Origin of the sequence: Paenibacillus radicibacter (assembly GCF_024721995.1) — a bacterium.
Classification (GTDB): Bacteria; Bacillota; Bacilli; order Paenibacillales; family NBRC-103111; genus Paenibacillus_AM; species Paenibacillus_AM radicibacter.
This window is the reverse complement of record NZ_JANQBC010000014.1, coordinates 86,089-105,877: the sequence shown is the minus strand read 5'-3', so window position 1 is coordinate 105,877 and position 19,789 is coordinate 86,089. Positions and strand designations below refer to the sequence as shown.

At 42.2% G+C, this 19,789-nt stretch carries 21 protein-coding genes and 2 pseudogenes; 19 read left to right on the top strand and 4 right to left on the bottom strand.

The genetic code is table 11. The features are described from left to right. Positions 1-89 precede the first annotated feature (89 nt). Positions 90-698 carry a stage II sporulation protein M gene (locus tag NV379_RS22760; RefSeq protein WP_258209629.1) on the top strand — a complete coding sequence of 203 codons (609 nt, stop codon included), beginning with the start codon at positions 90-92 and terminating at the stop codon, positions 696-698. Positions 699-748: 50 nt separating this feature from the next. Here the strand turns inward: NV379_RS22760 and NV379_RS22755 are convergent, their stop codons facing one another. Beyond that, complete coding sequence (locus tag NV379_RS22755; RefSeq protein WP_258209628.1) at positions 749-1,126, bottom strand: MerR family transcriptional regulator; 378 nt, start codon at positions 1,124-1,126, stop codon at positions 749-751. Positions 1,127-1,213: 87 nt separating this feature from the next. On the opposite strand from NV379_RS22755, the gene NV379_RS22750 reads away from it, so the two are divergent. From NV379_RS22750 to NV379_RS22705, 10 genes are all read left to right on the top strand, one after another. Further along, positions 1,214-2,068, top strand: a complete 855-nt coding sequence (locus NV379_RS22750) for an SDR family NAD(P)-dependent oxidoreductase (RefSeq protein ID WP_258209627.1) — start codon at positions 1,214-1,216, stop codon at positions 2,066-2,068. Between the two features lie 195 nt (positions 2,069-2,263). Next, positions 2,264-2,593: a PadR family transcriptional regulator gene (locus NV379_RS22745; RefSeq protein WP_258209626.1), complete on the top strand. Its 330-nt coding sequence runs from the start codon at positions 2,264-2,266 to the stop codon at positions 2,591-2,593. 14 nt (positions 2,594-2,607) lie between these two features. After that, a complete protein-coding gene (locus NV379_RS22740; RefSeq protein WP_258209625.1) occupies positions 2,608-3,477 on the top strand; it encodes a pentapeptide repeat-containing protein in 870 nt (289 codons plus the stop codon). A gap of 20 nt (positions 3,478-3,497) precedes the next feature. Further along, a complete protein-coding gene (locus NV379_RS22735) occupies positions 3,498-4,268 on the top strand; it encodes an ABC transporter ATP-binding protein (protein ID WP_308860322.1) in 771 nt (256 codons plus the stop codon). After that, positions 4,269-5,036 carry an ABC transporter permease gene (locus NV379_RS22730; RefSeq protein WP_258209624.1) on the top strand — a complete coding sequence of 256 codons (768 nt, stop codon included), beginning with the start codon at positions 4,269-4,271 and terminating at the stop codon, positions 5,034-5,036. A gap of 180 nt (positions 5,037-5,216) precedes the next feature. Next, positions 5,217-5,939, top strand: a complete 723-nt coding sequence (locus NV379_RS22725; protein ID WP_258209623.1) for a response regulator transcription factor — start codon at positions 5,217-5,219, stop codon at positions 5,937-5,939. Next, a complete protein-coding gene (locus NV379_RS22720; RefSeq protein WP_258209622.1) occupies positions 5,929-6,945 on the top strand; it encodes a sensor histidine kinase in 1,017 nt (338 codons plus the stop codon). The genes NV379_RS22725 and NV379_RS22720 overlap by 11 nt, the downstream gene beginning before the upstream one ends. Positions 6,946-7,038: 93 nt before the next feature. Next, positions 7,039-7,959, top strand: a complete 921-nt coding sequence (locus tag NV379_RS22715) for an ABC transporter ATP-binding protein (RefSeq protein ID WP_258209621.1) — start codon at positions 7,039-7,041, stop codon at positions 7,957-7,959. Further along, entirely contained in the window at positions 7,952-8,686 is a 735-nt protein-coding gene (locus NV379_RS22710) for an ABC transporter permease (protein ID WP_258209620.1), read from the top strand. Before NV379_RS22715 ends, NV379_RS22710 begins: the two co-directional genes overlap by 8 nt. Positions 8,687-8,717: 31 nt before the next feature. Beyond that, positions 8,718-9,308, top strand: a complete 591-nt coding sequence (locus NV379_RS22705) for an undecaprenyl-diphosphatase (RefSeq protein ID WP_258209619.1) — start codon at positions 8,718-8,720, stop codon at positions 9,306-9,308. A gap of 40 nt (positions 9,309-9,348) precedes the next feature. Here the strand turns inward: NV379_RS22705 and NV379_RS22700 are convergent, their stop codons facing one another. Together NV379_RS22700 and NV379_RS22695 are read right to left on the bottom strand one after the other, a co-directional pair. After that, complete coding sequence (locus tag NV379_RS22700) at positions 9,349-9,954, bottom strand: DJ-1/PfpI family protein (RefSeq protein WP_258209693.1); 606 nt, start codon at positions 9,952-9,954, stop codon at positions 9,349-9,351. 17 nt (positions 9,955-9,971) lie between these two features. Next, entirely contained in the window at positions 9,972-10,595 is a 624-nt protein-coding gene (locus NV379_RS22695) for a CGNR zinc finger domain-containing protein (protein ID WP_258209618.1), read from the bottom strand. Between the two features lie 200 nt (positions 10,596-10,795). On the opposite strand from NV379_RS22695, the gene NV379_RS22690 reads away from it, so the two are divergent. Both NV379_RS22690 and NV379_RS22685 read left to right on the top strand, forming a co-directional pair. Beyond that, a complete protein-coding gene (locus NV379_RS22690) occupies positions 10,796-11,269 on the top strand; it encodes a hypothetical protein (protein ID WP_258209617.1) in 474 nt (157 codons plus the stop codon). A gap of 211 nt (positions 11,270-11,480) precedes the next feature. Next, entirely contained in the window at positions 11,481-12,230 is a 750-nt protein-coding gene (locus NV379_RS22685) for a hypothetical protein (RefSeq protein ID WP_258209616.1), read from the top strand. A 72-nt stretch (positions 12,231-12,302) separates the two neighbouring features. Here the strand turns inward: NV379_RS22685 and NV379_RS22680 are convergent, their stop codons facing one another. Next, a complete protein-coding gene (locus NV379_RS22680) occupies positions 12,303-13,208 on the bottom strand; it encodes a LysR family transcriptional regulator (protein ID WP_258209615.1) in 906 nt (301 codons plus the stop codon). Between the two features lie 115 nt (positions 13,209-13,323). Here NV379_RS22680 and NV379_RS22675 point away from each other — a divergent pair, with 115 nt between their 5' ends. From NV379_RS22675 to NV379_RS22650, 6 genes and pseudogenes are all read left to right on the top strand, one after another. Continuing rightward, a complete protein-coding gene (locus tag NV379_RS22675; RefSeq protein ID WP_258209614.1) occupies positions 13,324-14,562 on the top strand; it encodes a YbfB/YjiJ family MFS transporter in 1,239 nt (412 codons plus the stop codon). Between the two features lie 30 nt (positions 14,563-14,592). Continuing rightward, positions 14,593-15,678, top strand: coding sequence for a polysaccharide deacetylase family protein (locus NV379_RS22670; RefSeq protein WP_258209613.1), 1,086 nt, complete (start codon positions 14,593-14,595; stop codon positions 15,676-15,678). A gap of 93 nt (positions 15,679-15,771) precedes the next feature. Further along, the gene (locus NV379_RS22665) at positions 15,772-16,620 is read left to right on the top strand and encodes an AraC family transcriptional regulator (protein ID WP_258209612.1); all 849 of its coding nucleotides are present in this window, start codon (positions 15,772-15,774) and stop codon (positions 16,618-16,620) included. Positions 16,621-16,826: 206 nt separating this feature from the next. Further along, positions 16,827-18,296, top strand: a pseudogene (locus tag NV379_RS22660) (S-layer homology domain-containing protein); the annotation flags it as partial. A 9-nt stretch (positions 18,297-18,305) separates the two neighbouring features. Next, positions 18,306-19,130: pseudogene (locus NV379_RS22655) on the top strand (DUF4822 domain-containing protein); the annotation flags it as partial. A 165-nt stretch (positions 19,131-19,295) separates the two neighbouring features. Then, positions 19,296-19,736 carry a MarR family winged helix-turn-helix transcriptional regulator gene (locus NV379_RS22650; protein ID WP_258209692.1) on the top strand — a complete coding sequence of 147 codons (441 nt, stop codon included), beginning with the start codon at positions 19,296-19,298 and terminating at the stop codon, positions 19,734-19,736. Positions 19,737-19,789: the final 53 nt, after the last annotated feature.

Here is a 19,789-nt window from a genome sequence, read left to right as displayed (position 1 = left end):
AAAATAGGAAATTACTAAAGAGAGTAAGAGCTATCTACAAGCTCTTACTCTCTTTTTAGTTATCAGTTTGCAATGGAGGCGTATGAAGAATGTACCGAGATGAATGGCTATATTTTAAAAGAGATTATCGCAAAGCATTTGTATGGGTGTTAATCGTGAGTATGATAGTATTCTTTATTATGCTATGGGGAGCGGAACAGTTATTTCGTTCTAATCCAGAAAATGTGATGCAGTTCTTACAAGATAGGCTTGGTGTGGATTCCCCACAGATGGTGGATTCCGGATTCACCCATATATTCTTGCACAATCTACGGGCTGCGGTAAGTTCGTTTTTGTTGGGACTGATTCCGATTGTTATATTACCTGCTTTCACTACGGTCGCAACCATTGCCTCGATTAGCTTCGTTATTCCGTTTGCTCAATCTTTAGGGGTATCTGCTTGGAAAATTATTGTGTATGGCATTCTGCCGCATGGCCTGCTCGAGATTCCAGCCTTTGCACTTGCTAGTGCCATCGGGATTTATATGAGCCTTAGTATTATTCGCCAACTCTTCAATAAACGTAAGCTCAACCGCCCGCTATTACAAGTGATGAAGCAATGTCTGCGTTCGTTTATCCTCGTTGTCTTTCCACTCATTCTCATCGCGGCAGTGATTGAAGCTTTTGTGACATCTGCCATACTTCACAATTTTACTTAGATCGGATCGGCAAAAGCGAACGGGAAGAAACTTCTTCAGAAGTAAATAGGTCAACTTGAACTGCCGGTAGGATGAATCCAGCCGGTGTAAGACTGAACTTTCTCGTTAATAACTTTAAGCTGATGCGTAAGGTCGTCAAGCTTGTGCTGGGTGAGTTGTTGCTGCTCCACTAGCAATTGGTACCTAGCAGGGATCGTCTCCTCGCCTTGGTGATACAGATCCAGATAATAACGGATCATATCAATCGACATTCCTGCAGTTCGAAAGGCAATAATCGTTCGCAGCCAGCCGAGTGAAGTATCATCAAAGACCCTACGGCCATTTTGATCCCGTATTATGCTAGGAATTAGGTTCTGATCCGTATAATAGCGCACCGTATGAGGGGAAATATGAAACATCTCAGCGACTTCCTTGACAGAATAGGACATGAATGCTCACCTTTCAAAATGTTATTGACTTCGAGTTACTCGAATTCATTATACTTCATCATAACAAAATGATGAGAGGTGAATGAGATGAAAAATAAAGTTTGGCTTATTACCGGAAGTTCACGAGGATTAGGCCGCGAGATTGTATTAGCGTCTTTACAACAAGAGGATTACGTTATTGCAACCGCACGTAATCTGGCATCATTAGAAGGACTTTCGGCTGCACACGGAGATCGTATTTTGACGTTAAAGCTGGATGTTACGGATGTTGACGAAGTGAAGGCAGTCGTAACCAAAGGCTTGAGTCATTTTGGCAGAATAGATGTGCTGGTTAATAATGCGGGGTATGCTAATGTTGCTTCAATTGAAGATACAGATATCTATGATTTTCAAAATCAAGTGAATACGAATTTCTTCGGCGTAGTCTATATGACGAAAGCAGTTCTGCCGACTATGCGAGAGCAAGGTAGAGGTTCCATTATTAATATCTCTTCCATTGGTGGACGATTCGGAAGTGCTGGTCTTGGTGCTTACCAAAGTTCCAAATTCGCTGTAAATGGTTTTACGGAAGTTTTGGCGAAAGAAGTTGCAACATTTGGGATCAGGGTCACGACTGTTGAACCCGGTGGCATTGCGACAGATTGGGCAGGCTCGTCTATGGATATTCCTCATATAAGTGAGCCTTATACTCCGATCATTGATCCAGTTGTAACTGGCTTAAGAAGAATGAATGCTCTGGTTTCGGGAGAGCGAGTGGGCATTCTAAGCGATCCTGCTAAGATAGCGGAAGTCATACGGCAATTAACGGAGATGACTGACCCTCCACTACATCTATTAATGGGGACTAGTGCTTGGCAGATAGCGCAAGAAGGGGCCAAACAGCTCGCGGATTCGGATTCACAATATGAAAAGCTAACGAAGTCAACAGTTTACTTTGAATAAAATATTCGTTAGATTCTGAATGAGACCACTTCGTAATATAAGGTGGTCTCGATTGCCTAATCATTAGAAAATCGCTCTAAGAGCGGTTTTTTTTGTTATATATGCACATTTTATTTCATGCGGGGTATTATAATTAAAAGAGTACATTGACAGTCACAGTAATATATCTTATTATGCAAATATGGAGGTGGTTGAATGAGCGAGAACAAAATCACATCCGACCTGCTGAGAGGACATACAGATACGATGATATTACGGCTCTTGTCCGAGGCTGATCGTTATGGATACGAGATTGTTAAGCTGATTGCCGAGCGATCAGGCGGCGAGTATGAATTAAAGGAAGCAACGATGTACTCCAGCTTCCGTCGACTTGAAGCAGACGGCGATATCGAGTGGTATTGGGGCGATGAATCACAGGGCGGACGACGCAAATATTTTAGGATCACATTAAAGGGAAAGGAAACTTACGACCGGAACAAAAGCAATTGGAATTACGCTAAGCGCGTGTTAGAAGATCTATTATAAGGGGGATTGATGTGATGAATCAGAAATTAACGAACTATTTGAACGGCGTTTTCACGCCATATGACGGGGTGAAAAGCGTAACCGAATTGAAGGCTGACCTGCTCTCCGATTTACAGGAAAGATACAGTGAACTAAGAGCTGAAGGTAAAGATGATGATACAGCGTTTAAGATGACGATTGATAGTATTGGTGACATTGAGGAGACGATTCTGGAGGTTTCGAACCTTTCCCGATCACTTGAACGACAAGTTCAGATAAACCTCAGTGCGATCGATCTGCAAAAGAGTGACTTCGCAGGTGTTACAATGCACAAAGGTAAATTCAAATCGAGCGCGCTCCGCGGAGCTGACTTTACGGGGGCAGACCTAACCGGCAGTTTGTTTGCGACGAGTGATGCGTGTGAAGCTAAGTTTGACGGTGCAAATCTGACAGACTGCAACTTGTCCACGCTTGATCTTACGAATGCTAACTTTAATAAATCAATTCTGGTTCGTACCCACTTCAATATGTCAGGGCTAGACGGAGTGAAATTCAAAGACATAAAATTGATCGATGTCACGATAACGAAGACCGATCTAAGAAAGACAATCTTTATAAATTGCCACTTTAACGGTGTGAACTTCAGCGTATGTGACCTTCGAGGCATGCATTTAGACGGTATGAGCTTTACTGGAGTTAAGTTTGACAAGTCCGCGTTGAATGACGTTTCGTTCCGAGGAGCGACACTCAAGAACGTGTCATTCCGTCTACCTTTTTCCGTGACAAACAAGTCTTACCGCGAATTTAAAACCGTTAGCTTTGATGGTGCAACGATGGATAAGTTGACCTATGCTGGACTGAAAGGTCTGTATGTCGTCGATTTATCGAAAGTTACCGTCATTTAATTTGAAGAGGAGGGGATCCGATGCAAACTTTGCAATCGAAGTCCATTCAGGTAAAAGGACTGGTGAAATCTTACAAGCAGCATCAAGTGCTCAAGGGTGTTGATTTTGAAGTGGAAAAGGGGAGTATCTTCGCACTCCTTGGTTCTAATGGGGCGGGCAAGACAACGGTTGTCAAAATCTTGACAACGTTACTCCAACCTGACAGTGGAAGTGCAGTCATTAATGAATACAACGTTTCGTCTAACCCCGATCAAGTGCGTCAAGTAATCAGCTTAACTGGACAATTTGCCGCCGTGGATGAAATTTTGACTGGGCGGGAAAATCTGGTGATGATTGCCAAGCTTAGATACCTCAAGAATCCTCGTCAGATTGCAGATGACATGCTTAAACGCTTCGGATTAACTGATGCAGCAAACCGTAAAGTATCTACTTACTCAGGGGGAATGCGCCGTAGACTTGATATTGCTCTGAGTTTAGTAGGGGAACCGAAGATCATTTTCCTAGATGAACCCACAACGGGACTTGATCCTGAGGCAAGAATTGAGGTTTGGAAGGTTGTCAAAGAATTTGCCGAAGGCGGAACGACCGTATTTCTCACTACACAGTATTTGGAGGAAGCTGAGCATCTTGCTGACCGAATTGCTATTCTGCATGAAGGCAGGATTATCACGAGCGGCACACTTTCAGAACTCAAGAAGATGCTCCCATCTGCAAAGGTAGAGTATGTTGAGAAACAACCGACACTAGAGGAGATTTTCCTCGCAATCGTTGGCAAAAAGGAGGGAAAGTAAATGGAATCGACAAAGAAACATTTTTTCATCGATATTAGCGTAATGCTGGGACGTTCCATGCGTCACATTTTCCGTAGTATGGATACGATCATCACGGTTACAATCATGCCAATCATGATGATGCTGCTGTTCGTCTATGTATTTGGCGGTGCCATACAGACTGGAACGGATAATTATGTGAATTATTTGCTACCTGGAATTCTCCTGATGGCGATTGCTAGCGGAGTATCCTATACCGCTTACCGGTTGTTTAATGACGTCCAGAAGGGTATAATCGAACGCTTTCAGACAATGCCGATTTCACGTTCTGCCTTGCTATGGGGGCACGTATTAACCTCACTCGTATCTAATGCTATATCCTTAGTCGTCATTATTCTAGTCGCACTCTTGATGGGTTTTCGCTCCTCCGCTGGCGTACTACCTTGGCTTGCTGTAGCAGGCATACTCGTACTATTTACACTCGCATTAACTTGGGTTGCAGCCATTGCAGGACTATCTGCCAAAACTGTTGATGGTGCAAGCGCCTTCTCCTATCCGATTATCTTCCTACCCTTTATTAGTTCCGCATTCGTACCAACCGAGTCCATGCCGACCGTCGTTCGTGTTTTTGCTGAAAATCAACCCGTGACCTCAATCGTAGAAGCTACCCGTGCATTGTTGTCTGGCGAGTCACCTGGAAACGAGATATGGATTGCACTAGCTTGGTGTGTTGGGATCATGCTGTTGGCTTATTTCTTTGCAATGAGAGCGTATAAAAAGCGAGTATAAAAAGAAATGATGTTTAGTTAACAAGTTATCAGATGGGCTTAGGAAGTCGCGGAAAAAGCGGCTTTTTTTGTTTTTCATCCTAAGTAGTTTTCAAAAATTCGCGAAAGCTACAGTAATTATGTAAAATAATCAAAGGGATGGAGTCCAACAAAATATATATTTTATGGAGTCGATGAGAGTATGGGGAAAATTCGCGTACTTGTAGCTGATGATGAAAAAGAAATTCGCGATTTGGTCAAAAAGTATTTGGAGCGAGAATTGTATCAGATTGATACAGCAGTAGATGGGGAAGAAGCGCTTCGTCTGTTCGAGAGTCACAAATACGATTTAATCCTGCTAGATCTGATGATGCCCAAAGTAGACGGTATTGAAGTATGCAGAAGATTACGCAACTTAACGAACATCCCGATTCTGATCTTGACAGCTAAGGATCAAGAGATCGACAAGATATTAGGGCTTGGTATCGGAGCCGATGATTATATGACCAAACCGTTTAGCATTAACGAATTAGTCGCGAGAGTTAAAGCTCAATTACGGCGGTTTTTGGTGCTAGGTAGTGAAGCAGATGCTGGCGCTGAGGCGGAAGCAATGCTTATCCGTTATAAAGGTTTGACGATCGATCTGAAACAGTATGCAGCGATGATCGACGGGAAAGTGGTTGCACTGACCGCCAAAGAATTTGAACTTTTGAAGTTTTTTGCCACGCATCCAGAGCAAGTATTTACGAAGACGCAAATCTTCCGTCAGGTTTGGGGTAGTAACTATTTGGAGGATGATAATACGGTGATGGTCCATATTCGTAAGCTCAGAACAAAGATTGAAGTTGATCCTTCTAATCCAAAATGGATTCAGACTGTGTGGGGGATTGGATATAAATTTGCAGGTGAAAAAGATGAAACGTGATCATGCGACTATACTTATCGGCATGCAATTATTGATACTAACTGGTCTTATCGTGATAGAATCAACAAACCAGCCCCTAGATTTCCTGCGCGGGGCTTTATTTATTATTCTGGTTGTCATTACATTGTTACTTTTTCTCAGGCATATTCGTTTTAAAATAAAGCTAGTGAGCATGACCAAGTTGCTAAGAAGAGTGAGTCAAGGTAATGTAAACGTCCGATTGCTCGTGAATGACGACTCTGTCGTTAATGAGTTTATTTTCACAATCAATGAATTAATCAACCAATTGGATAAAATTCAAGTTCAGACGATCAAATCCGAGGTGGCAAGAAAAAGCCTGCTTTCTAATATATCTCATGACATTAGAACCCCACTTACTTCTATTATTGGGTACGTGGATGCCTTAAATGATGACATCGCTACAACTCGTGAAGAAAAGCTGGAGTATCTCGATATCATATCGCGAAAATCCAGAGCATTAAAACAATTGATTGATGAAATATTCGATTTAGCTAAGCTTGATGCAGATGAGGTAACGCTGCGACCAGAGACACTTGATTTAGCGGAGATGACCAGGGAATCACTGATTGAAATTATGCCTGCTTTGAAGCAAGCAAACATGAAACTGATCGTGTCCATTCCGGAGAAAAAGTGTTCGGTTACTGCGGATCGCCTTAGCGTGCAGCGAATTCTAAATAATATTGTGAAAAATGCGGTGCAACATGGACAGCAGGGCAATGAATTAGGTGTTGAATTAACGCAGCAAGCTGATGCGTATCATCTGAAGATATGGGATAAGGGGCAGGGCATCCCACAAGAAGAATTGACGAAAGTATTCGAACGAATGTATAGGTCGGAGAGCTCTCGTAACCCGATGTACGGAGGAAGCGGTCTGGGACTGGCTATCACGAAGGTGCTTGTCGAGAAAAACGGTGGGACCATATGGGCTGAAAGCCAGCCGGGACATAAGACTACTTTTACCTTTACCCTTCCGATTCAAAATTAAGAATTAATTAAGAAATGGTTAAGTAGCATTTAAAATCGTCTATTTATCATTGAGCTATAGCCTATAAGGAAGGGCTTCAAGGAGGTGTAGATGATGACCGCAATCATACAAACAACACGACTTACTAAAAAATATGGTGGACAAATTGCAGTGAATGACCTGAATATGACTGTAAAACAAGGCCAAATCTACGGCTTTCTCGGTCAAAATGGTGCTGGTAAAACGACGACTATTCGTATGCTGCTTGGTTTGATTAAACCAACTAGCGGGACAATCGAAATGTTTGGGGAGCATCTATATGACAAACAGCGAGAGATCTTAAGGCGAGTAGGCTCTATTGTCGAGTTTTCAGGTTTTTATGAAAATCTGACTGCTAGAGAAAATTTAATGATTAATGCAAGTCTTGTGGGTGTTCACACGAAGAATGCGATTGATGAAGCACTTGAAATCGTCGGTCTGCAAGGCGAACCATCCAAGAAAGTTGAAAAATTTTCTTTAGGCATGAAGCAGCGGCTAGGGATTGCCCGCGCCATCCTTCATCACCCGGAGTTGTTGATACTTGATGAGCCTACAAATGGTTTGGATCCCATTGGTATCAAAGAAATTCGAAATATGATCAAATCGCTTGCCGAAGAACGAAAAATTACGATTCTAGTCTCAAGTCATATTTTATCCGAGGTTGAATTGTTGGCTGATCATATTGGGATCATTCATCTAGGTAAACTGCTTGAGGAGGTCTCATTTACTGAGCTTCGGCAGCGAAATCGCAAATTTCTGGAGTTTCAGGTCTCGAATGATAATCGGGCAGTGATGCTTCTTGAACAGCATTTGGCCATAACCGACTATGAGGTTCGTGATGAAGGGATTATTCGTGTCTACTCGCATATAGGTCAGCAAGGTAAAATCAACAAGATGTTAGTCGATCATCAGATTGAAGTTACGAGAATTGCGCTGAGCGAAGACAAATTGGAAGATTATTTCGTCCGAATGATTGGGGGCGATAAGATTGGTTAATTTGGTGTACACCGAGCTTCTGAAGCTGAGACGGGCTAAGATGTTCATGATCAGTTTGATTGGTGCGGTAGCAGCCCCAATTATGGTTTTTATCGGTTATTTGGACAACATGGCCAAGAACCCCGGGAAACCCGTGCTGTTCAGTGATGTATGGTCAGATACCAATCTGTATGTGACTCTGCTTATCGGAACACTGTTATATGGAGTCATTACCGCTTATCTGTTTATCCGTGAATTTACGGAAGATACAATGAAAAATCTACTAACCATTCCCGTGTCTAGAATAGGAATTATCTTTAGTAAGCTGGTGCTGTTATTTTTGTGGATCATGATATTGACCTTTACATCGTGGGTGTTGATATTAATTCTCGGTCTTTTGGCACAATATGAAGGAATGTCGATCGGTGTCATCCTGCAATCGCTGAAAGAGTTTCTAATTGGAGGAAGTCTGCTTTTCTTATTATCAACACCGACGATGTTTGTCGCTTTTCTTTTCAAAAATTATGTACCTACCATTATTTTCACAGCTGTGATTACGATGGGGAATGTAGCAATTACTAACCGGGATTATAAAGCCGTATTTCCTTGGTCGGCTGCGCATGTGATCGCAGAGAGCAGCTATGTTCCTGCTTATCCACCGTTTTATTCGTATGCAGCGATTCTTGCTGCAACTGTGATTGGGCTCGTAGCAACGATTGTTTATTTTAAAAAAATGGATATCGATTAAGCTAAATATAAAAGTCAGGGGTTTTTAAAGTATGTCTCAATTGAACACAGATATTTTTCGATTAATTAACGATTGGGGGAAGCAACTTGACTTCCTAAATCCTATTGTTGTCTTTATAGCGGAATACACGATCTATTTTCTTGCTTTGGCAATGCTATTTTATTGGTTTACTGGCATTAAACGATATCGAATGATGGTGATTCAGGCTGGACTTGCATTTGTCTTAGCTGAAGTGATTGGTAAATTGTTGGGTAAGTTGCATGAGCATCATCAACCCTTTGCCGAACTACCGGATGTGAGTAAACTGATTGACCATGCAATTAACAACTCTTTTCCAAGTGATCATACGATCTTGTTCTTCTCTATTTGTACCTCTTTCTGGCTTGTACGGAAGAGAAATGGATGGTTCTGGCTTGTCCTAGCAACCTGTGTTGCAATCTCACGTGTGTGGGTTGGGGTTCATTATCCAGTTGATATCTTAGTAGGTGCAATTGTCGGCATCATCTCAGCCTTAATATGTTATTGGTTCATACCTGATCTCAGATTCATCAAGAGACTGCTGGCTTCATATGAGAAGTTGGAACAGCGCATTTTGCCAAGACGCCAAAAATCAAGACGTTAAAATAATAGTGTGGCGATGAACTGAGTTCATCGCCACACTATTACTCCTCAATCCAAACCACACCTCGCTTTTCGTATTCCATTCTGTATTCAACGGCAGCTGCAATATTCGCATTGGCGAACCTTTCCGTGATCCAAAGTCCCAAATCAAGTCCCGAAGTAACTCCTCTTGCAGTGATAACATCCCCATGATCAACAATTCTGTAAGGAAGGAATTCTGCCCCGTATTCAATGATTTCATTCTGTGCCAAACGATGCATTGTCGCCTTACGACCACTCAATATACCCGAGGCTGCGAGTAGCATACCTCCTGTACAAACACCCGCTATGATCGTTCCTTCATTATGCATCTCTCGAATCAGTTCAGTCAGTGTTCCAAGCTCTGCTTGCTTACGTGCACCATGTTCAGCTTTATGATTCCAACCACCACCAGGTACAATTAACAGATCTGGGCGATTATCCATTCGTAAGCAATCATTTAATTTAACTGTAACTCCATATGAAGTGGTGATCTCTTGTTTGGGTTCACTTGATACGAGTTCAACTATAAAAGGTGCACCTTCATCAATTGCTCTTTTGAGTACCTCAAAAGGGGCGAGTGAGCCAAGTTCTCCGAAGCCGTCAAACAATACGATTTGGATTTTCATAATTGGAACACCGTCCATCATTTTTTATTATGATAAAATCGCTTTGCTTTTGCACGATTCCCACAATCCGCCATCGAACACCAACGCCTGCTGCGATTGCGGCTTGTATCCAAAAACAGCCAACCACACGGATCTCCTTCGCATTTTTTCACTCTACTAAGTTCTTTTTCAGAAGTGAGAATGTCTATAGCAGATTGAACAATCGGTGGAAGCATTACGTCTAAAGCATCTTCATCATTCATAAATTCCAATGAAAATTTATTCTCTCCATGTACGACTCGCATCTTCCCATAAACATTACCTAAGGCAGAATTGAGTACAGAGAGATCTTTAGAGTCTGGTGTTTTATTATTTAATACTAGACTAAGAATTTGGTAAATCGATTCCCGCAGCTCAATGGCTTGCTCAAGAACTTCTTTTGCCTGAGAAGGTTGATTTTCTGCTTTTTTGAGTAGTGAAAGTGATTGCGTCTTATTAAGAATATTGGCATGCAAACTCCAGTTTACCAGTTTCTCGTAACTCGTTAGCGACTCCTTGGATTCCTCAATGCTATCGTGCCAACCTACTGTATTGGCAAAATCCAAACACAAACGTCCGCCGAGTAAATCAGGCTTATTTACCTCTTTATTTATATCCGACATATGACTTCCCCTTGTCTTACCGCATGTATTTTCTATAACCATTATAAAAGGTATTGACAGTTAGAATCAATCTCTGGATAATATAACCATCAAAACAACTTTAGAGGGTTATATGTATCTTGGAAGAAGATCATCGCCACCATCCGAAACGACCCATCATGCGATATGAAATCACCTAAATTCTATTGGAGGTATTAAACATGAGTGAAATATTAAGAAACTCGGTTAAAACGATGGTAAAGGAAACATTCGAAGGCCCACCAGTTCCTGTAAAAGGAAGTTGGTTCACGGATTCCAAGCCGAATTCTGGCATTTTCGGTGTACTAGAGGGGATGTCTTACGATCAAGCTTCAATAGCTGTTCATGGAACAACATTGGCTGCGCATATTGATCACATCCGTTATCACATGTGGGGAACCAATGAGATCATAAGACAAGGGAAACAACCGGAAATGGACTGGAGAAAGAGTTGGGGTATTCATTCGGTAGATGAGCAGGAATGGAATCGAATCCAGGAAGGATTGCGAAATGAATACTTAACGCTATTGGAATCAATTGACGTTATTGACTGGAATGAACTACTTGCCAATGAAGTATTATCGTCTCTGGCTCATTCTGCCTATCATCTGGGAGCTATTAAACAAATGATAAAAAGTGTAAAGCCATCCTCCTGATCGACTTTAACTGATCTCAGCCGGGAGAAACGATGTCATGCTGAAGAATAACTCTATGTTATTAAAAAAATCACCCGACTCTACTAAGAAGTCGGGTGATTTCATTTGATTGACTAGTGGCAAATATTGGAATAGACTAGTGATATTCAATCTCCTAAACCAATTAATAGAAGGGAATGATGGAACAATGCTTAAAAAGGGACTATCAAGAATGGTCATACTTGCACTCTTACTTAGCTTTTCGTTAGGCTTAAACGTTGGTGCATTCTCATCTGTAGCAAGTGCTGCCACAAGTAATGCAACATTCAACTGCTCTAGTTATGGAGTGACAACTGTTGTGCCGGTTGGTACAACACTGCCTGCTGGATGGATTATCTCACTCAAGAACGGCGATAATATTACGGCTAAGTGCTTGATCGGTGGAGCAACAGGCGAACAAGTAGTCGCGGAGCTTGGTAGTGCAGTTCCGAGTGGTTGGGTCGTTATTAACCAGACACCTTCTTCCATTACACTTAAAAATGCGAACGGAGCTAGTTACGGGGTAATATATACGGTCGTGCCCATTTCACCTCTTCCTGCTGGATGGGCGATGACAAACAGAACAGATAGTGCTGTGTGGATCCAAAATCTAAATGGAGCCCCAACGGGTGCACAAGTCACCGTATTAGTTGGTACTCCATTACCTAATGGCTGGGTGATTGTCAATACGATAGGTTCTACGATGACTATTAAGTACGTGATCGGAATAGCATACGGAGAGACCCTGACAATCTTACCGATTTCACCGCTTCCAACCGGGTGGGCAGTCATTAATAAGACGGATACTGCGGTTTGGATTAAGAACTTAATTGGGGCTCCCTTGGGTACGGTTGTGAATGTCCTTGCTGGTTTCCCTATACCGGCAGGTTGGACTGTAATCGCGAACTTAGGCCAAACAGTAAATATTAAATATACAGGATAGGATTAGGACTTATTAACAAGCAGGCTGACACAGCCTGCTTATTCTTTTGAAATGACGCGAAATCAGAATTTCTTAATCATTCTCTTGGAAGTGTAGGTTTGTTTCACATAAGCTCTTCATTGCTTCCATCAACATGAATGCAGCCATGCCCATAAGATTCTTATCTTTATATGCAATTCCTACAGTAACGACAGGATTCAAATTAGTTATAGGTCTTATAACCACAGTGGCTTCCTGTTCCAGACCATGGTACAACGGAACAATCCCAATTCCGAACTCAGCCTTAACCATTTGTTGAATGACAAAGAAACTTCCAATTTCCATATAAGAGAACAGGTTTTGCTCACCCCCATAAATTGTCGTTTCCCAAAGCTCTCGATAGATACAAGTAGGTTCTTTAACTAGAAGGGTTAATCCCACGAGATCACTTAATGTGATGCTATCTCGACTTGCAAGTGGGTGATTGATGTTCAACATGATCCCTAATCTTTCCTCGATCAGCGGCTCAAACTCCAGTAAAAGCTTAGAGGGAGGTGTGGAGCACACGCCGAAATCTAAATCACCTGAGCGAACCCGCTCCGCAATTGATCGGCTACCGCTTACCTCCATCGATAACTCCACTTTTGGCTTTGTCATGCAAAAGTTAGCAATTATAGTCGCTAACTGCTGGCTAGCAATAGGTTCGATAGCGGCAAACCGTACCAAGCCGTTGTCTCCAGCAGCAATTTCTGAGACAGTCTGTCTCATGTTTCCAATCGACTTAAGTAAAGTCGAAGCCTCATGATGGAGCCATCGACCCGCTTCGGTTACGATCACACGTTTTCTATGGCGCACGAATAAAGTAACGCCTAGATCAGCTTCGAGACGTTGAATCTGAAGAGTAACCGTAGAGGGAGCATACTGGAGCTCTTCAGCGGCTTTAAGAAAATGACCATGACGCACGCAAGCCTCGAAGGTTTTTAAAGCTACAAGATCCATTAACATCACCTTTGTTTAAGAAATCTGAATAAATTATTCATATTATTCAATTTTACAAAAATATCCTTCCATTTTACAATAGGATCAACTTCATATTTGGGGGGAGATGGGAGAGATGGGTACTAGATCCGCGTTTAATTGGATTACGCTATGGGCATCGTTGTTGTTCGTCGTTATACTCGGATTTTCCCGACTCTCTTACGGGATGTTCTTGCCTGGGATACAGAGAGGGATCGGGGGGAGCTATGGACAGCTCGGTATACTCGGCACTGTCAACTTTATCGGTTATTTGGTTGGGACATTGTGTCTATCTCCCTTGATCTCGAGGTTTCCAGAATACAAACCTATCCTAAATCGGGTGACATGCTTACTTCTCGGATTAACATTGATCGGCTCGGCATTTAGTGAGAATTTCACTGATCTTGGGTTTTGGCGGTTCGTCATTGGGTTGTTATCTGCCATCGCTACTGTATTAGTTCTGTCCATTGCAATGGATGCCGTTCGTCCGAAGGAACAGGGAGTGGCGTCAGGTCTTATATGGCTAGGCGGATCAGCCGGGATTCTAGTGACGGGTGTATTCGCTCCCTTTACCATAAATCCTTCGCACATGCAGGGATGGCGGTATGCTTGGGTGATTATGGGCGTATTTGGTGTAATTGTGGCGATCGGTTTCGAGGTCGTCACCAGAAAAACAGGAACCGAGCAAATATCCTCACAGATCAAATCGAAGCAAAGGGACAAAGAAAGCGAAAAAGTGTATCGTCTCCTGCTTAGCCCAAAGAGACTCTTGTTCTTAATCGCTTCTTATTTCTTCTTCGGCTCAGGATATATCATTTATTTCACGTACTTGATTCCCTATTTGGTGATCAAAGGAATTCCGTCCCTCTATGCTGGATTTATATGGTCTGGAATCGGATTTGCGGGTTTATTTAACGGATGGATCGGTGGCAAAGCGATTGATCGATGGCCAAGTGGGTATACGCTTGCGTTAGGATTAACCTTAGGGACGATCGGAGTGAGTGGAGTAATTACCAATAATATATTCTTTATTGTGCTTGGAGCTACCCTGATTGGACTGGTTTCCTTTATTACCCCGCCCTTGATGACGACTGCGCTCCTTCGTCGCCATGTCCCTCAACATGCATATGCAGCATGCCTTAGCATAGCCACTGCTTTTTTTGCCTATGGACAGATTATGGGTCCTATCGTTGGAGGCGTGGTGGTCGAACAGTACGGATTGCAATTGGGAGTAGCATCCAGCGCAATCTTTATGGCAATTTCCGCTGCGCTCGCTGGATTGTATGGACGGCAGCAACGAAAGCTTGAAATTCGTGATTTACCTATTAGTGGTTGAATAGTAGATAGGAATGGGAGAGAAGAATTGATGACAAATTTAGTAATTTCTCGCGGAAACTCAGCGGTTGCTCACTGTGCTTTTACATTTGATGATGGTCCTATGCGGACTCCTATTGACGCATGGCTGGATGCCTTGGAACAGGGAGGCGCACGTGGGACGTTTTTTTTAACGGGAGAGTGGTTCGATCGTTATCCGGCAAAAGCAAGAGAAATGCTAGCCAGAGGACATGAGCTCACAACCCATACCTATCATCATCGTAGAATGGCAGATGTGAGCAAATCCGTATTCTTCGAAGAACTGAAACTGGCGGAGCTAGCATACCAAGAGGCAACAGGAAGACCGGTTCCGTCCATTATTCGTTTTCCTTATGCCTCTTATCGGGAGGAGAACTTGCAGTGGCTTCAGGAATGGAACTATCTGAACGTCGAGGGCAAGGATACTGTAGACTGGTCGGGACCACCATGTGCGCAGCTTGTGGAAAGGGTGATACCGAAGCTTGTCAATGGAGCGATATTTATGTTTCATGCTAATGAAATTGCCAAAGAAACGCCACAAGCCGTTAAAACACTCGTTCAACATGCTCATGCGAAAGGTCTTGCCATGGTTACAGTATCCCAACTGCTGCATGCCGATGGATTCAAAGCAGCTAAACGTAGTTGGCAAGTTCGCTTCAAACCAACGCTTCAAGATTCTTTCAATAGTGAGCAGTGGAAGAACGTCGATAAGGAAGATGAACTGAGGAAGCTGGCTGCTGATTCACTTGAATGGGGGAATCTTAAGGCTCCGACAGGATTCGATGCCTATAGTAAATGGCTCCAAGTACTCTCCAAGCAGAATCAGCTGGATGGAGAATCACGTTTATTCGCGCGCAGTTTTGCGGAGCAGCATTGGGCATACGTGAGAGTATCGGTACAAGGCGATGTGCTGGTGCTGGAGGACTTCGCTACGAAAGAATCCCATGCGGATGCCTTGGTATATATCCTGCAATGGGCTTCTCAGGAGGCATCAAACTTAGGATGCAAATGGATTACCAGCAGCATGGATATGCGGCGAATACACAAGCTCTGTGAACAGATGGGCTTGGAATCGGAGATTGTTTTGAAAGAAGGATAATATTATCATCAACATGCTGACTTTTTCGTGCAGTAAATGCAAGGTATGCATCTTTTGAATGCGATACATTAGATCTTGAAAGGAGGGAAAACGATGGATTGGTTGGACAGAATGAATAGTGCCATGGAATATATCGAAACAAATCTAGTGGATCATATCTCATATGATGAAATAGCCCAGAGAGCTTGTTGCTCTACTTATCATTTTCAACGAATGTTTCCATTTATTACTGGCGTATCGTTATCGGAGTACATTCGACGTCGACGGTTGACATTAGCGGCATTTGAGCTGCAGACAACAGAGGTAAGAGTTATTGATGTAGCGATGAAATATGGATATGATTCGCCAGAAGCTTTTTCACGGGCATTTAAGAATCTTCATGGGATCATGCCGATATCTGCACGCGATAAGGGTGTTTCTCTCAAAGCCTATCCTCGAATGTCCTTTCATATTTCAATAAAAGGAGATATCGAAATGAATTATCGAATCGAACAAAGAAAGTCGTTTGAGATGTTTGGAGTCTATGGTCTTATAAATTCAAATAGGAAAATAGCATTTTCTGAAGTCCCTGAGTTTCGTACACAATGTGATGAAGATGGTAGTGTTGGTCTTATGAACGAATTACTGGGACGTTTTGGTGATACCATGTTGCACGCCACCTTATACGATCACACTAAAGAATCTTTCAAGTACATGGTAAGTTATTACTTACCAAAGGGTCTCGAAATTCCTGATCGATTTACAAAACTATCTGTCCCAGCGCTAACATGGGCTATATTTCCGGAGCCTCAATGTGATTTGCAAAAGCTATGGGAACGGATATATACGGAGTGGTTCCCCACATCTGAATTCGAACAGGTTGAGGGACCCAGCTTCGAAATGTATTATGGAATGGCAGGGTATCAATCAGCGGAGATTTGGATACCTGTAAAGAAGAAGTAACTCTCTATTAAGTAGTGGATTAATCGGCTCGTAGGCAATTACCTGCGAGTCTTTTTTGTTCGCACGAAGCGGTTACTTACGAATGTTTCGAAAAAATTAAGGGTCAGTTTAGAATTTGTTAATAATTCGTTTCTTGGGCGTTAATTTCTATCCTCTATCATACAGGTATAGCTAATCACAACAACAGATATGAGGAGGAAACAAATATGATTAAAATACTTAAATCTAAAAAAGTTGCAGCATTAATGCTAGCAGCCACACTAGGTGCTACAAGCATTCCTTATAATGTAGTTCACGCCCAAGCCGCATTAACCGATCAAGATATTCAATCTGCTATTCAGACATTAAGTACAGCTGGGATTATGCAAGGGTATCCAGACCACTCGATGGGACAGGACAAGTTGATTACACGAGCAGAACTAGCGCAGATGATTATGAAGACATTTAACCTTGAAGGAACAGTTAAGAATAAAGCAACTTTAACAGATGTGAATACGAATGCGTGGTATGCAAACGCGTCTAGTGAAATCGTTGGTTTAGGCATCATGGATGCGCAGAATGGACAATTCAATCCAAGCCGTAACGTGACGGATGCTGAACTTCTTCAGATAGTATCGAAGGCGCTGAAGCGTGATGTATTATCCGTAAACCACTGGATGAGTTCTTTCTTCACAGCAGACAGCCAAGCTACCCGTGGTGAAGTTGCTTACCAACTATCAACTGCACGTCAAGCAATCCCAACGAGTGATGCAAAGATAACAAGCGTGCGTTCCTTGAATGCGATTACATTGATCGTGACTTTTGACAAGCCGCTAAATGCTGCTGATGAAGTTTTCGCAAAAGCCAAAGAAGATTTCACTTTCAATGATGGACTTACGATTACGAACATGCCACGTTTGAAAACAGGATCAATTGCGACGTACATCGTTCCGACTTCTGTGCAAAAAGCAGGAACAACTTACAACTTGGCTTATAAGGGTCAGTCATCAGGATCTTTTGTAGGCAATGCAACGAAATTGGATATGACAAGCGCTAGTCAAGTAACAAATGATACTTTTGAAGTCGAATCGTTGAAAGCAAATGGCGTGGTGGATTACGGATATATCATTTCGGCTTATAGTGGTGGTCGTGGTGCGAATGCTTTTGTATTGAACGATCAAGAACAAGCAAGTGAAAAGACATACCAGGTTATCCCTTCTATGCAAGCGAGACAAGTAACGATTACACCTGAAGGCGGTCAACCAATCATCGCGAAATATGTGCCGTTCACACAATCAACCGATGGAAAGCAAGAGCCGAAATTCCGTCTTCCAGAGGGACAAGTCTTGACTCCTGGCGTGAAATATACCGTGACATCCGACTGGGCAACTATTGCAAATCCGACGTTCGTAGCGAAATCGTTCGAAGCGCTTCAAGTAACCGCAGCGCAAGCGATCAGCGAGACATCGATTAACGTGACATTAGCACAAGATCCAGGCGACGAGTTGTTCTCAGGCCGCAGCGTGACACTGACTGCAGCGAGTGGTGACAAATTAACCGCAACATACAAATATTCCAGCCGTAAAGGTGCTGTAGGTGTGTTCGATCTTGCGCCGAATAGCAAATTAGTTGAAGGAATGACATATACAGTTACACCTGTTGATGCGTGGGCTTCGGGTACTAACGTATCATTCACGGCGGGACGCCAATTAACAAAAGGTCAAGAAATGGCTAACATACTAGGTAGCACAAATTGGCAAGGAACAGTCGTATACGACAAAGATCATAACGATCTAACCAAAGAGAATGCGGGCTTCATTGGTCTTGCAAAATATGATGCAAATACAGGAAGATATGAATTCTTCGATAAGAAGACAGGTCAAACTCGTGGAGATAAAGGAACATTCTTTATTACGAATGATGGCGAGAAGAGAATTCTGATCTCAGAATCAATGAAATATCAAGCTGTCGTGGTCATGACAGAACTAAATAGCAATATTTTTACGTATAAAAGAATGGGTAAAGATGCGAAGGGTAACGATGTAGAAGTATTCGTTGAGCATGTTCCATATAAGGACAAAGCACTTTCGTTTACCGATTCGGACAAGCAATTGAACGCAGTGACCGGAACAATTGTGAAAGACGTAGATGGAGATAATATCTTGGGCAGCACACTTTGGAACGGTACTAAAGTGTTAGATGAGGCAGGCAATGATGTAACGCAGTATAATACGATGTTTATTAGTGTAGCTAAATTCGATGACAAGACGAATAAATACGAATTCTTCAATAAAGAAACAGGCGTAAGTCGTGGTGATTATGGTTTCTTCGATATTATACATGAGAATAAAATTAGAGTTCACGTTTCCATTGGGACGAATAAGTATGGTGCAACGCTTGAACTTACAGAGCTTAATAACAATAGATTTACGTATAAAAGAATGGGTAAAGACAAAGATGGCAAGGACATAACGGTATTCGTTGAACATGAACCTTACAAAGGAAATCATAGCCCGAATTTTAGTTTTTAAAAATAATGAAGATACTAGCCTAGCTAAGGGGATGGTGAAAACCATTCTCTTTTTTACGATGTATGGTATGTGCTGTTTAATAAAAACGGCAGGAGATGTCTACTATTTGCAAAATGCAAATAATTAATGTATAACTAGACTGTAAATAATAAAGAGGTGAGAAGGATCGAAAATTTACGCGAAATGTTCCAAATTATGACCCGTAGATTCGGTTTACTTAATAAAGTCTGTTGTAGCACTGGGGGATTAGATATCACCCCCATTCAGAGTCACATTCTCTATGAAATTGATAAGCAGCATAACCCGAGTATGCAACAAATTGCAGAGATATTAGGTACGGAAATAACAACTTTCAGTCGCCAGATTCAAACATTAATTACGATGAATCTTGTTCGAAAGGTATCAGATCCTAATGATCGACGGGTTTACGTACTATCGCTAACTGCTGAGGGTAAACAAATTGCGTCACAAGTGGATCATAAGATGAATGCATTTCTGACCGAAGTATTTTCACATATGAACGAGTTTGAACGTGAAACGGTCATTCGCTCCATTAAGCTTTTGAATGAATCCATGGCTAAATCTAAAACATGTTGTTCTCAATAGCATGTTTTTAATTTTGGTTAATAGTTGCAAATTACAAGTATTATAGAAACAAG